The following is a 14,566-nucleotide window of genomic DNA, read 5'->3' as shown; positions in this document are numbered from 1 at the left end:
TTAGGTCAAATAATTCTCTACAATATTTAATAGACCTTTATGAGATTATCGTGTCCCACAAGCAAATTCCATCTATACACACACCTATATTATCTGATTGTACAGCATTATAGGATGAAACATATCATTTACTTCACCGTTAATTTGACGCTTGATTTCTTCAATCCTTTTCCTTCTACTTCTGCAATAATTTCCCCAACAGAGTATCTGCTTTCAACAAGAAAAACCAATTGACCATTAAAGCACTTCATGAAAGGCTTCTGAAATGATTCCAAACTTGTTGGATCTCCATTCGCCACAGCCTTAAATGCCCCCTGCCCTTTTACCTTGAATTTTAATTCTCGGTCTTCGCCTGTCACTATATTCCCCTGTTTATCAACCAGCGTAGCTGTGATAAAAGCAATATCTTTTCCATTTGCTTTCAATTGTTTCCGATCAACGTCTAAACGTACAGTATATAACTTACCTGCCGTCTTTACACTATCTCTTGCAGCTATATTTCCTAAAGAATCATAGGCAACTACCGTAACCGTACCCGGTTCGTATTTAGTATCCATCCACATCAAACGATAGCGCTTTTGACGAATAAAATCATTTTGTGCCTTTTTATCGTTAGAATTTTCCAAGGTAACATCAAAATCTTTCTTTTTTACTCCTTGACTTTTTCCATTGATAAAAATTTCGGCTGCAGGATAATCTGTATAAACAAAAATTGGCGTTTTCTGTCCTTCGCGTCCCTTCCAGTTCCAATGAGGAAGAATATGAAGTGTATGCAATTCCTGGTTCCAATGGCTACGATAAAGATAATATCGATCTTTAGGGATACCGGCAAGATCTACAATACCGAACAAAGAACTATGACTTGGCCAATCTGTATAGTAGGGTGTCGGTTCGCCCAAATAATCGAACCCTGTCCAGACAAATTCACCTATTGCGTAAGGAAGATCGTCATGCTGGATAAAGTTATCTTCAGGCAAATCCGACCAGGAACAATGCTCTACATCATAACTCGAAGCCTGATGGTCGTCATATTTTGCCATCGATTTTCGTTCAACGGGAAATTTATAAACACCTCTAGAACTCAAAGTAGACGCAGTTTCAGTACCAAGAATTAACTGCTGTTGTAACTTTTTATAGGCTTCGGGGTATTTAAATGGACGATAATTAAAGCCTGCAACATCCATCGTTGAGGCAAAGCTACTATTTATAACCGCATCAGGGTTGTCCATCCCCTGGGTAACTGGGCGAGATGGATCCTCACGATGGCAAATATCTTGCAGATACCGCGCGACCTTAGATCCATCAGGACTTCCTTGTTCGGGTACTTCATTTCCAATACACCACATCACAACGCTTGGATTATTGCGGTAATGCCGTATCAGATTGACAAGATCTTTTTCGGCCCAATCGTTAAAATATTGATTGTACCCATTCTTCATTTTGGGAATTTTCCATTCATCAAAACTTTCCGCCATTAGCATAATACCCATTTCGTCACAGGCTTGCACCAACTCCGGAGCCGGCATATTGTGGGAAGTGCGAATGGCATTAACGCCCATATCTTTCATTATTCGTAACTGCCGCCTAATAGCGGCATCATTTACAGCTGCTCCCAAAGGCCCCAAATCATGATGCAAACACACTCCTTTAAATACGGTCAGCTTTCCATTCAAATAAAACCCTTTATTGGGTACCATAGCAATGCTTCTGATTCCAAATACGGTTTGATATTTATCGATTAATTTGCCGTTCTGATAGAGCTTGCTGACAGCCTTATATAAATTGGGGGATTGCAATTCCCACAATTGTGGTTTCTCAACGAACAATTCCTGTTGCATCTGCTGGATCTGGTAGTTGCCTATCTGATCATTCTTCTTCGCCACGATGCGTCCATGGCTATCGATAAGAATAGTTTCTAAGGATAGAGAATCTTTCGACAGATCTATACCGGCTAAATCAGTCCGAACCTGAATTCGCGCGAAATCCTTTGTGATCTCAGGCGTCGTAATATAGGTGCCCCAATGTGCAATACTTGTTTTGTCAGTGATCTCCAATCGAACATTTCGATATAATCCTGCGCCAGGGTACCAGCGGGATGACTCAGACTTATTTTCTAATCTTACCGCGACCAAATTTTGACCCGGATTCACATACTCGGAAACGTCAAAATAAAAACTATTATAGCCATAAGGCCAATTGCCTACCTTTTTCCCATTAACAAAAACGACAGCATTGCTCATAGCACCATCAAACTGTAAAACCGTGCGCTTATTTTGAACGTTTTGTGGCAATTCAAATTCTTTACGATACCAGCCAACGCCTACAAACGGAAGTCCACCAGTCCGACCTGCATGTTCCAATGCTTCCTTTTGTCCATCTTGAGCAATAGCCATATGCTGCTTATCATTGTTGGCACTAAATGGGCCATAAATTGCCCAATCATGCGGAACACGAACAGTCTGCCATTCGCTTGTAATCAATCCGATATCAGCGAAGTTTGGCTGATCATGTTTTGTAAATTTCCATCCATCCTCGAGCATGGTTACTATTCGTTCCTGAGCAAATAAAGTATTTGGTCCAATAGATATTATTGCACATAGTATAAATTTCAGTCCTCGGGTTGAAAAAATGGATAAATAGGATTTAGATTCTTTTTGCATCTATAGCATTTTAAGGTTGAGTTTGTTCATAAAAACAAATTGAAGATCCGAAAATACAACTTATGTATAACATAATAAAATTATTCAGATCTTTTGTGATTGGAATTAAAGCTGAAATCATGATGTGCTATTCAAATGCTCCTCTTTCATTGAAATAGAGTCCCAGCTGTTCTATTTGCGGGTTTAGACGAGATTGTAAAATGTTGATTCTTAATCTCTGGGCACTAACTGTCGGAAAAGTCAATAAACGTTTGTTACCGATAGTAGTTCCTTTCGACACTTCTCTCCAGACTCCATCTTGCCAGATCTCCAAATTAAATCGCTCGACACGTTGCCCTAAAGCGATGGTTTCCTGTAAGGAAAGAACGTTGAACGCGGTTGCTTTAGGTAGGGTATATTCAAAAGTTGCTATGCTGTTTTTTTCATCTTTCGTTGTCCAGAATGGCATTTTTTTCCATTTTTTTAAAACGAGGCCTGCAGTATGGAGTTTAGCTTTGCTTAAAAGATTTTTCGAAAACAATGCTGTGCGCCAGTCATTCCACTTTTTTAAATTTGCAGCATCTACCGAATGAATCAAGCCTGCAGTTGTTGGTGGAATATTAAGCAACAAGACACCATTTTTCCCTACCGAATTAAAATAAATATCCATCAACTTACCCGGGCTTTTGACTTTGTTATCCTCTTCCTCGTGATAGAACCATCCCGGGCGTATAGAAACATCAGTTTCCGCTGGGTACCATACCAGCCCTTTTGCCTCTTTGATCCTTTCTCTGCTCCCAAGATCTTTATTACGCATATCTCCGGCCGGTTTAATATTCATCTGCTGTTGCGATCCTGCAGCTATCTGATTTTGTGCTAGATTACTAGCCGGTACGACTGACCATTCTGTGTCCCGTCCATACCCCGTTTCTGTACCGACCCATCTTACATCGGGTCCCATAACTGCGATAACGGCCTCAGGTTGTTTTTCACGTATAACCTGATAATAACGATTCCAATCGTATTCCTGCTTTTTACCGTTAGGTCCCTCTCCGTTAGCACCATCAAACCAAACTTCATCAATCTGACCATATCGGGTCAGTAATTCGCTCAATTGGGCAACAAAAAAATCATTATAAGCTTCTGACCCATAAGAAGCTTCATGTCGATCCCAAGGGGAAAGATATACCCCCAACTTCATATCGTATTTTTTACAGGCCGCAGCAAGTTCGCCAAAAATATCTCCTTTTCCCTTTTTGTAAGGAGAATTTTTAACCGAATAGTCTGTTGTATTCGTTTGCCAGAGGCAGAAGCCATCGTGATGCTTCGCGGTAAGAATCAAAAGTTTGATTCCACCTTCCTTTGCTGTCCTAACCCATTGTTCTGCATCTAATTGCGTCGGATTAAATAATTTTGGATCGTCTTTCCCTTCACCCCATTCCTTATTTGTGAAGGTATTGATCCCAAAATGGAGAAATCCGGTCACTTCCAGCTTTTGCCAATCAAGCTGTCTTTGGGTCGGTATCACGTTGGCAGCTTTGGTTACAATAGCAGATTCTGATTCTCCGGGTTGTAATGCAATCATATTTTGAGCCGAAGCGTGAAAAACCGCTGCCAATAACAGTAATGTAATTGTATTAATTTTCTTCATTTGATATTTATCTGACAAAAATAAGATAGCCGGAATAATCTCCGAACTATCTTATCTTCAAAATTTTAGTAAAGGTTCCGACCAATTATTGATTGGCCCCCTGATTGGCAACTAAAGGCCAATTCGGGTTTTGATAGATAATTGAACCAGCTGGGCTACCATCTGTCGAAGTTATGCTCAAATGACTTATTGCTATGGGAGACAAATAATGGGCACTGGTCCAGCTATAGCCATTTAGAACTAGATTGTTAGCCGAAAGATTAATCCGATAGGGTCTTAAATATTGACTTTCCTGTGGTGAAGACACATTTGCGGTTTTTCCTGCTGTGCCGGGTACGATTAAAGTCGAGACGCCTTTATCTTTATACCAGTCTTGCATAGGCCCCCACAGCCTCATCCCTTCAATAATGTATGGATTGCTTGCTAGCTGATCAAGAGCCCGCCAACGCCTAAGATCATTAAATCTAAATCCCTCGGCAACTAGTTCCAAACGGCGCTCCCTTCTAATATTATAAAGAAGTTTGTCAGATAGTAATTGTCCTGCTGAATATGCAGCAAAGTCACCCTGAGCTTCCTTTTGCATGTCGGTCGCATTTACGGTTGCCATAAAATCTGTATTTACACCTGCTCTTTCTCTGATTTTTGTCCAGTAACTATTGGCTTTTGCATCGATCACTCCCTTTGCAAGATAACTTGCTTCAATATAGTTTAGATACGCTTCGACTGCGCGAAATATAATCGAGCCTGTGGTACCAGTCTGTCCCTCAGCTTGGGCAAAAAGATAGCTCATTCCTTTTTTCAAGGCATAACCTGTCACGTACCTTGTTTCGGCTAGTCCGATAATATCTGGTCTCGGCTCTGTCTGCACAGCACCTGTCGAAGAAGTCTGGTTGGTATAACTCAATTCACCAGGTGCTTTCATAAAGAGCTGTAAGCGATTATCCCGATTTTTTTTGACGAGGCTGATGGAATCGTCACCTGCATACCCAGCGTTAGAAGCATAAATAGGCAGTCCGTTTTTCATGGTGAAATTTTCCACAAGACCTCTTGAATATCCAGAATTTCCGCCATTACGGTTCATGTAGTGATTTACAGCATGCGTAATTCCTAAAGGCATTGAATAACTCCGCCATAAGAGGACTTCACTGTAACCGTTTAGATTTTCATCACCAAACATTTTAAAATAGGGATTTGAAGATGAATTATAACCATCATCCTTTGTATTTCCAACAAGTTCGACTGCATCGGCTACCTGAGCGGCGGCTGTCATCGACTGTTCTAAGAAATAATTGATCTCATTATCGATATTGATCGAAAAATTTGGATGCGATTTTGCACCCGGCCAGCCAGTACCACCAGGGACGAAAGCAGTTCCTTTATGGTATTTTAGCCAAGAGCCTTCAAATAATCCTACACGAGATTTAAAAAGTAAAGCAGCCTTTTTTGAAATACGGTTTTTCCCGTCCGGAGCAACATCGTTCAGCAGTGTAATCGCCGAATCCAAATCAGAAAGAATAAATCTAACCACCACATTCCTAGGTTGTCGAACAGAAGCAGCGGTCAGCTCTTCCATATTATCTTTCAGTGTATTTCTGATGATCGGAAAATCACCTAGCGCCTGTACCTTAGTAAAATATTCATACGCTCTCAAAAAATAAGCTTCTCCCACATAATGGGTTATATTTGCGGAATTTCCTGTTACCTTACCATTTTTCCATTTTGGAAGTACTTGTTCAAGAAAATAGTTCAACTGTCTAATCTGGGTAAAATCCCATTCACCTCCGGAACTTGGCACACGCCATTCCCCCGGGACCCAGCGTGTCGAATAACTTGAAGTCACCTGGTTATCAGTACCGTTATCGTTGGCAAATGTTCCAAGCCCCCAGCCAGAATGGGATGGAAAGGCATAACGTCCAACAGTATATGCAGCTAAGTCCGCTTCTGTATTTAAATATTCTTGTGGTGTTACATTGGATAAGGGTTCTCTATCCAAATACTTATTGCAGGAGTGCAAAGTGAACAACACGGTCATTGATAGCAACCAAGAAATTGTGGAGAAATAATATGTTCTTTTCATATCTATCTGTTTAAAAATTCAAGTTAAGTCCAAAAGAATAAGTCGTCGAAAATGGATATGTTTTTCCATCGTTCCACCCTCCAAGTCCAACGGTTTCCGGATCAAAAACCTTGGCCATTTTGGTAAAAGTCAACAAATTTTCACCTGATGCATAAATTCGAATTTTGGAAAATCCTATTTTGGTCAATAGCTGTGGAGAAAACGTATATCCAAACTGAGCATTCTTTAAACGTAAATAAGCGGCGCTTTGCAAATATCTCGTTTGCGTTTGCTGATTTTTTGAGGTATTAAAATAAGGTCTTGGTAAATAGGAATCTTTATTAACACCTAATATACCATTTTGTACCATAGTGGAATTCTCATCACGGTAGAAGTCCATATTCTCAACAAATCCAGCAGATTGCCACATCCCGCCATTCGCTCCCCAAAAATATGGGCCATTGGGCATATAATCGCGTTTTCCAACACCTTGCAAGAAAATCCCTAAATCGAACCCGCTATAATTGAAATTTAAATCAAAACTGTAACGATAGCGTGGGGCCGAATTTCCTATAATTGCCAGATCCCCTGGGTTAGCCAACGTATTGGCTCCATTATTAACCTGACCGTCTCCGTTGAGATCAGCATACATGATGTCGCCAGCTTGCCAGTTTGTCCCGAAAGACTGTTTGGCATTAGCGAGGTGTGCAGCCATTTCTTCCGCGCTCTGTGCTATTCCTAAAGTTTGATATCCCCAGATCTCCCCATTCTTCCGGCCATCATACCAAGTACTCAACGTACCAGTAGGATTAGGATATTTGGTTACTGTCTGACGGTCGTCGGAAAGGACAGCTCGCGCGCTATAATTCAGTTTACCGATATGATCTTTCCAGTTTACCTCAATTTCGAAGCCTTTGGAATTCATCTCGGCATTGTTTAAACGCGGTACAGCCGTGCCCAAAATAACAGGAAGTTCTGGTGCTGGTCCTATCATATCGAATGTATTCCGACGATAGACTTCAAGAGATAAACCTAAACGATTGGAAAGTGCCCGCAAATCAAGCCCCACATTCCAGCTTGATACACGCTCCCAGGTCAATGTAGAGGCAATAAGCCCAGGTGCACTGGCTGTATTTGTTTTTTGTCCATTCAAAAGCCAGGTACCATTCGCTATACTCACTGGCATTGTTGCATAAAAAGGATACCAATTGTCCGTATATTGGTTTCCCAGCTCGCCATAGGAACCACGCAACTTAAACATGGAAATATGCTCCTTGATAGGCCAAAATGATTCATTCGCTATGTTCCATCCAACGTAAACGGAGGGAAAGAGATTCCAGCGCAAGTCTCTTGGAAAACGTGAAGAGCCATCGTATCGCCCATTCGCTTCAAAAAGATATTTATCTTTGTAGTTATAGTTTAAACGTCCAAAAAAACCAGCGGTAGCCCAATGTTGGTAGCCCCCAGAAGCTCTTGGATTAGTGGTGGCAGTATTCAATGTCGGTATATTATCTGTGATTAGATCGCTCATGCTTCCATTAAGATCTCTATACTTATTGAGCTCTGAATTGAAACCAGCCAAAATTTTGAAATGGTGATCATCGTTGATGTCAAAGGAATAATCTGAAAAGAAATTTGTACTGAAATATTCATCTTTTCGATTGTATTCGGACACATTGGTATATCCTGCCGCATTGTATCCTACCGCAACGGGAAATGGATTTCCTTTTGCATCATTTGAATAAGCCCTCAAAATTTCAGCATGATCATTTTGACTCGTAATGCGATAATTGACATTTCCTGTTACATTCAAGTTTTTGATTGGCTGATAATGCAATTGCAGCTGTTGATAGAGAAAATCTTTCTGAAATTTTGAACGCCCCCCCTGCTGCAGCTGCAAGATTTCACTTGGTTCGGAATAATTTCCATTTGGATCGTACAAAGGTATCGTAGGCCATCTTCTAGCTATATTATGATAATATAAATCATTCATATGGCTTGCTTTTTCGTAGTCTTCACGTACAAAACGCGTATTGTACATCAAGTCTAACTTATCGCTAATCTTTGCATTGATTTTCGTAGCTATCGAGTATCGTTGAAAATTATCATTGGCAAATCTGTTCAAACCGTTTTGATCCATGTAATTTGCAGAACTATAAAAATTTAGTTTTTCAGTCCCCCCATTCAAACTGAGTGTGTGTTCATGGGAAGTTGTAAAGTTCCGATAAAACTCCTTAAACCAGTTTGTATTCCCATTAGATCCTGTATAGTATTGAAATCTGTCACTAGCATTTGGGGTAGTCGTCGTTTCAATTTCGCCTTTCTGATAAGCATCAATTCGTTCCAATACCTCCTGCGAAAATTTTGCTCCCTCACCATCGTTTGCTGCGACTTCATTGAAATAATAAGCAAATGTTTTGGAATCTAACATCGTGGGTAGTCCTCTTGGCTTGCCCAGTCTGATATTATTGTTATAATTTGCAGTTATCTTCCCCGATTTCCCCGATTTTGTCGTAATGAGGATTACTCCGAAAGGTGCTCTGGACCCGTAAATAGCCGAAGCTGCTGCATCTTTAAGTACGGTGATATTTTCAATATCCTGAGGATTAAGTGCATTCATATTGCCTTCCATCCCATCTATTAAAACCAAAACTGATGAACTTGACCCCACGCCTATCGTTCCTGCACCACGAATATTGACACTTAAATTTTGATTTAGCTCACCACCCAGTCCGGTTGTCTGTAAATTCAGTCCAGGGATCATGCCCTGAAGGGCCTGTCCAACATTCTGCACAGGTCTTGATTCTAACTCTTTACCGTCAAGAGAAGAAACCGCACCGGTCAAATTTGCCTTCTTTTGTGTTCCGTACCCCACTACGACAACTTCTTCCAAGGCCCTATCTTGATTGGCCATTGTCAACAGCATTGGATTGCGACTCGCATTTTCACTTAAAGAAGCATACCCCACATAGGAAAAATCCAAAATGGATTTTTCATTTGCTACTTTTAAAGTAAATGTTCCGTCTTCTGCTGTCAATACAGTATTTGAAGTACCTCTCTCCGTTACAGTCACACCTGCAATTGGTTTTCCCGTTACATTTAACACTGTACCTTTAATTTCTATCCGTTCTGATTTTTGATTTGGGCTATCTTTTAAACTAGTTCTTTCCTGTGGTTTAACAATAATAGTGTTGCCTTCAATCACAAAATCTAGATTCTGCTCCGTGAGCGCTTTTTTCAACACCAATCTCAGATCCAGTTTGGAACCTGAATAAGTGATTAATTTTTTGTTTTGCAGAATATCCGAATCATAAATAATCTGATATCCTGTTTGTCTACGGATTTCTTTTAGGGTCTCAGTTAAGGTTGCATTTTTTAGATTCAGGTTTAATTCTTGTGCCTTGGCTAAAGGAAGACTTTGGAGAGCTATTAAACCAAAGATAGTCCCTATTCTTGACGATCGCTTAAGAAGAGTTAAAGCGGATTTGTCCCGAACAAACCCAAATTTGTTTTTTTTCAGGTGAAATTCTTTATTCATGTTTTTAGGTTTTATTGTAAAAGGGGCATTATCCCCATTCTTACAATAAAGAGTCTCCCAGACGCTACTACCCTAAAAACTTTTTTAAAAAATTATTTCATGATCTTTTAATGTGATGTTCAAATTGCCTGATTTTTTTATGAGATCTAAAATCTCAGAAAAAGAGCGATCTCTTTTAAGAAAAAGTGTGAAATTCCGATTTGGAACTTTATTGGGATCAAAATGAATTGGATAAATATTAGCAAGATCTGAAAGAATATCGCGCAAGCTTTTATTTTCGTAATACAAATTACCATCTTTCCACGATGTATAATCTTCGGTTATAGCAATTGTTTTACCAATAGCCCCTTGATCATCCAGCATGGCCATCTCTCCAGGAATAAGCAACTCATTTTTTCCTGATTTAATACTTTTCAAAGCTATACTTCCTTCTGTTAATACAGTCTGCTCGACTTTTTCACGAGACAAAACATTAAACTTTGTACCTAGAACAGCTATCCGCTGTTTCTCGGTCAGAACAATGAAATCCTGTTTAATACCAGCCTGTTGTCTCTTAGCAACCTCAAAAAAAGCTTCCCCTTTTAAACTTAAAATCCGATTTTTTAAAAAATCGCCTTTGTAGCTCAACTCAGAATTGGAATTGAGAAATACTGTTGTTCCATCTTTTAACAAAACCTTATACAATCCACCAACCCCAACACGCAAAACAACATCATTAAATTCGGAGGTTGATGATTCTGTCTGTTCAATAATCAACATATCTTTCTTTTTACTGACCTTGAAAGGTTTGTTTTTATTATTCTCCCATTCAGCAAGCGACATGGGCCTTGATCCTGAGATTGTGATATCACCTGCTGTAATATCGGCATAAAGATGTTCAGCTTTTTGGGGGGACAGGTCAATGGAACGAGAATAGAAAATATAGAAGCTAACAGAACAAATAGATAAAACAAAAAATAGGATAGCACCATTCAACAAACGCTTTTTACGTTTCTCTCTTCTAATCGTTGTTAGAATACGATCAAAAGTTTGTTTTTTTATATCTTCGCTATCGTTTAGGGGCATGTGTTTATAATACAGATGAATTTGAAAGATTTTAATTTGTTAATACGACAAGTTAACGAAAAGGCGAATATAATTATAAGGCTTTTCGTAATTTATTCAAGACTTTTGATATATGATATTCGACAGATTTAATACTAAGATTCATTTTTTTTGCGATTTGTTTGTAGGATAAATCATCTTCTCGACTCATAATAAATATTGCCCTTGTTTTGATTGGAAGTCTTGCTAGTAAGCCATCAAGCTGATCAGAAAGCTCTTTATACGAAAGCTCATCATGCTCAATCGCTATGTCTAACAACAGGTGATCCTCTACTTCATTTAACCTACGTAATTTCCTCAGCAGCTTAAAACATCTGTTTTTTGTACAAATGAATAAATAATCTTTTAACGATGACTGGATGTTTAATCGTTTATGACGGGCCCACAACTCGGTAAAGACATCATGTAAAACATCTTGTGCTAGCGATTCTTCCTTCATTAATCGTAAAGCAAAGTCATAGAGGCCATCCCAGTAAAAATTATAAACTAAGGAAAATGCTTGCATATCTCCGTCTTTTAAACAGCGCAAAATTTTATGCTCTATTCGACTTTCCACTTGATTCGATTCCATATCGTAATTAAAAATGTTCTTTCAAAGGTTAGCAGATGTTTAAGATTAATTGGTTAGATTAAGAAAAAATGCCAACAATATTATGTATTACATAAATACAATATTAATATTTTTTTATAAATGTATAAAACGATATATAAAATTTTTAAATAAAAAATTAGTCCAAATTTTGCTTTGGACTCGAAATCATAGTATCACCTTGGTATAGTTATATGTTTATTTCATTGAAAGATCTAAAACTGGATGAGAAGCAGTAAAGTTGGTGATCAATCGACACGCTAGAGTATTTGTACTCCCCAGCAGCGATATATTTTGTCTGTGCATTATAAAATAAGCCCATGATATCGTAGGAACACAAACTTGGTTGACTGTAAGAATATCAATTGTTTAAACAAAAAAAATTCACATTAATTCTTAAATTAGAGGATAAACCTATTTCAGCATATTTTAACATCCCTCAACTCGGTACCATGTATAAACAAAATCCATTTTGTCAGAGAAGCAGTGATTAATATAGTTTTCATTGAAGCCATTATTACTTCTATTATATTCCATGTTTTTCTGTACATACAGTTTTTGGGGAGAGGTCATCTGTAGAATAAGTAAATTCATTTGCTGTGGATGTAATTTAAGTTCCGAATTCTTATATTTGATAGAGCCCTCTATTTTAAGAAATGAAAAAAATGTACCACATTATTACCTTAGTAATTCTGATAGCAACCTCCAGCATCAACTTTGTAAATGCGCAGGTAAATTGCCAACAGCTTCTGAAAAAGAAAATAAGCTTGCACGATTTAGATAGTGGCAAAGTTGACCGTATTTTTAAAGATTTTGCACAGTTAAAAGCATGCGGTCTCGACAGCAATGCTCTCGAAATAATCAGCGATCCTCCACTTTTTGCGACCTTAATTATACCGTCCATGGATTATGGCAAGAAAACAAATGTAACTTACCAGCATATCTTTGACAAAATTATAGAATTTCAAAATTCAGACGAGTTTCCTTTCTTAAAACAGTCTCATGATGCATCCAAAGCGCTTAAAAATAAAAACGTAGACCTTAAAAATTGGGCAGAAGATAGCAAGTTGCTCTTGCAAGTTCCACTAGATTCTAACGAGATTGAAGACTTTTACAACTACCTAAAGGCTAATCCCTCGAAAGATTACACTTATTTTGATGCCTGGGGAATTTTTAAAAGTAATGAAACGAAACATCAACAAACGAATAAAGAGATGGGGATGGAAGAAAATAAAAACGATTCGCCACGCAATATTGAGGATGCACTATTCAGGGGAAAGTATAATACGATGACGTTGGCCGAAATTTTTGTGGAAGCTGACAGCCTCAATAGGAATGTTGTCATCTATTTTACGGGATGGAGCCATATAGATAGTAGAAAACTCGAAGTTTCTTTGTTTGACGATAAGCAGCTTAATACAAAACTTCTTCGTGAGTTCTTATTTGTCATTTTGCACAATGATGATAAAACCAGAATGGATGAAATACCAAATCTTAAAAAGGACGAATACAGCACTGGCAATATAACCATAGGTCAACGTAGCCAAAAAATTCAGCAGCATTATCTGAGCTCTAAAGGTATACCTGCATTTATATTATTGGATAGCAAAGGAAAATTAATCAAAACTTTATCTAAAAATATAAATAAAGAAACCCTCAGAAGTTTTCTGACAAATTAGACAAATAGTGACACATTTAAGCTTTAACGCTAGCTATAGACACTCTACCACATAGTGTAATCTCTGCATTAAAATCAAAAAGAAAGGCTGTACTCAACGACAGCCTTCTTTTTCTAACGAAACATATGCCAACCTAGGTTAGGACTCAGCATATTGGAAAACTATTTGGAAAAAATTTCCTCTAATTTTTTATCCAATTCTTCACCACGCAAATATTTCGCAATGATTTTACCATTAGGGTCTACTAAGAAGTTCATGGGAATAGCCTTCACATCATACATTAACCCCGCTTCATTTTCCCATCCTTTGAGATCTCCCACTTGTTTCCACATAAGTCCATCATCTTGGATCGCTTTTAACCATTTCGCCTTATCAGTCGCTTTATCCATGGATACGCCTAGAATTTCAAATCCTTGTTTTTGGTATTTAGTATAGGATTTTACCAAATTCGGATTTTCCCGTCGACATGGTGCACACCAGGATGCCCAAAAGTCAATCAGGACATACTTGCCACGGTAATCGGATAATTTCACAGGCTTGCCATCAACATCAGGCTGTGTGAAATCCTGGGCTTCTACCCCCTCGCTTGTTTTTTTGACTAACGCTATACGTTTTGCCAAGTCCTTACCCAGAATAGAATTCTGCAAGCTAGGATCTAGTGTAGCAAATATCTTCTCGGCTTTGAGCGCATCAAATTCAGGGGGTAAAGTTGAATTAAAAGCCATTAAAGCCATATAGCTTTTAGGGTTTTTGGCCACATAGTCCAATTTCGCATCGATGGTCTGTTGCTGTATAGCATTTGCACGATCCTCCAAAGACTTGATATATTTAGGGTCTTGCTGATCTGCGAGCGACTTAGCTTTATATTCGTTATTTAAAACTTCATATTGATCGTATATCGGTTTCAACATCGTATTTACCCGTTCATTTTCTGTATTTAAAGGAGATCCGGAGATTTTTGCATGTTTAATTGAATCTGCCGCTACAAATTTGATCGTCGCTGATTCAATAAAAAAAGGAAGAATATCTTGTTTCGGTGGTTTAGCAGGGTCAAAAGGAGCATTATCGTGGATAATACGTAAATGCGCTTCCATCGGGGAAGGGATGCTTCCCTTAAATTCAAATTTTCCATTTTTTATTTCAACGGAATCAATGCGTTCTTTTCCGTCATAATTAAGACGCAGATATGCCTTCGCAGGTTTGTCTAACTTGCCCACTGCTCCTTGCAGTGTATAATTTTGTTGTGCATATCCTAATGCTGGCAATACGCAAGCCAAAGCTAGCGCCCATTTCATATTTTTCATAATTAT

Annotated in this window: 8 protein-coding genes; 1 reads left to right on the top strand and 7 read right to left on the bottom strand. The window is 38.6% G+C overall.

Going from position 1 to position 14,566, the window contains the following annotated elements; all coding sequences use genetic code 11:
- Positions 1-128 precede the first annotated feature (128 nt).
- The 6 genes from ACHWSC_RS05515 to ACHWSC_RS05490 form a co-directional block, all read right to left on the bottom strand.
- The gene (locus ACHWSC_RS05515; protein ID WP_394676077.1) at positions 129-2,660 is read right to left on the bottom strand and encodes a glycoside hydrolase family 2 TIM barrel-domain containing protein; all 2,532 of its coding nucleotides are present in this window, start codon (positions 2,658-2,660) and stop codon (positions 129-131) included.
- Between the two features lie 127 nt (positions 2,661-2,787).
- Complete coding sequence (locus tag ACHWSC_RS05510) at positions 2,788-4,290, bottom strand: alpha-L-fucosidase (protein WP_205400717.1); 1,503 nt, start codon at positions 4,288-4,290, stop codon at positions 2,788-2,790.
- Between the two features lie 85 nt (positions 4,291-4,375).
- The gene (locus ACHWSC_RS05505; protein ID WP_075993653.1) at positions 4,376-6,367 is read right to left on the bottom strand and encodes a RagB/SusD family nutrient uptake outer membrane protein; all 1,992 of its coding nucleotides are present in this window, start codon (positions 6,365-6,367) and stop codon (positions 4,376-4,378) included.
- Positions 6,368-6,377: 10 nt separating this feature from the next.
- The gene (locus ACHWSC_RS05500; protein ID WP_394676076.1) at positions 6,378-9,884 is read right to left on the bottom strand and encodes a TonB-dependent receptor; all 3,507 of its coding nucleotides are present in this window, start codon (positions 9,882-9,884) and stop codon (positions 6,378-6,380) included.
- Between the two features lie 84 nt (positions 9,885-9,968).
- Complete coding sequence (locus ACHWSC_RS05495) at positions 9,969-10,949, bottom strand: FecR family protein (RefSeq protein WP_394676075.1); 981 nt, start codon at positions 10,947-10,949, stop codon at positions 9,969-9,971.
- 73 nt (positions 10,950-11,022) lie between these two features.
- The gene (locus tag ACHWSC_RS05490; RefSeq protein WP_394676074.1) at positions 11,023-11,559 is read right to left on the bottom strand and encodes an RNA polymerase sigma-70 factor; all 537 of its coding nucleotides are present in this window, start codon (positions 11,557-11,559) and stop codon (positions 11,023-11,025) included.
- A 674-nt stretch (positions 11,560-12,233) separates the two neighbouring features.
- Here ACHWSC_RS05490 and ACHWSC_RS05485 point away from each other — a divergent pair.
- The gene (locus ACHWSC_RS05485; protein ID WP_394676073.1) at positions 12,234-13,256 is read left to right on the top strand and encodes a hypothetical protein; all 1,023 of its coding nucleotides are present in this window, start codon (positions 12,234-12,236) and stop codon (positions 13,254-13,256) included.
- A gap of 161 nt (positions 13,257-13,417) precedes the next feature.
- Here the strand turns inward: ACHWSC_RS05485 and ACHWSC_RS05480 are convergent, their stop codons facing one another.
- A complete protein-coding gene (locus ACHWSC_RS05480; protein WP_394676072.1) occupies positions 13,418-14,560 on the bottom strand; it encodes a redoxin domain-containing protein in 1,143 nt (380 codons plus the stop codon).
- Positions 14,561-14,566 lie beyond the last annotated feature (6 nt).

This window comes from uncultured Sphingobacterium sp. (assembly GCF_964277905.1).
Lineage (GTDB): Bacteria > Bacteroidota > Bacteroidia > Sphingobacteriales > Sphingobacteriaceae > Sphingobacterium > Sphingobacterium siyangense.
Note: the sequence above shows the minus strand (reverse complement) of the source record. Positions and strands in the feature narration are given on the sequence as shown.

Coding starts and splice junctions, on each gene's coding strand:
- ACHWSC_RS05490 (WP_394676074.1), bottom strand. CDS start 11,559: ATGGAATCGAATCAAGTGGAAAGTCGAATAGAGCATAAAATTTTGCGC.
- ACHWSC_RS05515 (WP_394676077.1), bottom strand. CDS start 2,660: ATGCAAAAAGAATCTAAATCCTATTTATCCATTTTTTCAACCCGAGGA.
- ACHWSC_RS05480 (WP_394676072.1), bottom strand. CDS start 14,560: ATGAAAAATATGAAATGGGCGCTAGCTTTGGCTTGCGTATTGCCAGCA.
- ACHWSC_RS05485 (WP_394676073.1), top strand. CDS start 12,234: ATGAAAAAAATGTACCACATTATTACCTTAGTAATTCTGATAGCAACC.
- ACHWSC_RS05495 (WP_394676075.1), bottom strand. CDS start 10,949: ATGCCCCTAAACGATAGCGAAGATATAAAAAAACAAACTTTTGATCGT.
- ACHWSC_RS05500 (WP_394676076.1), bottom strand. CDS start 9,884: ATGAATAAAGAATTTCACCTGAAAAAAAACAAATTTGGGTTTGTTCGG.
- ACHWSC_RS05510 (WP_205400717.1), bottom strand. CDS start 4,290: ATGAAGAAAATTAATACAATTACATTACTGTTATTGGCAGCGGTTTTT.
- ACHWSC_RS05505 (WP_075993653.1), bottom strand. CDS start 6,367: ATGAAAAGAACATATTATTTCTCCACAATTTCTTGGTTGCTATCAATG.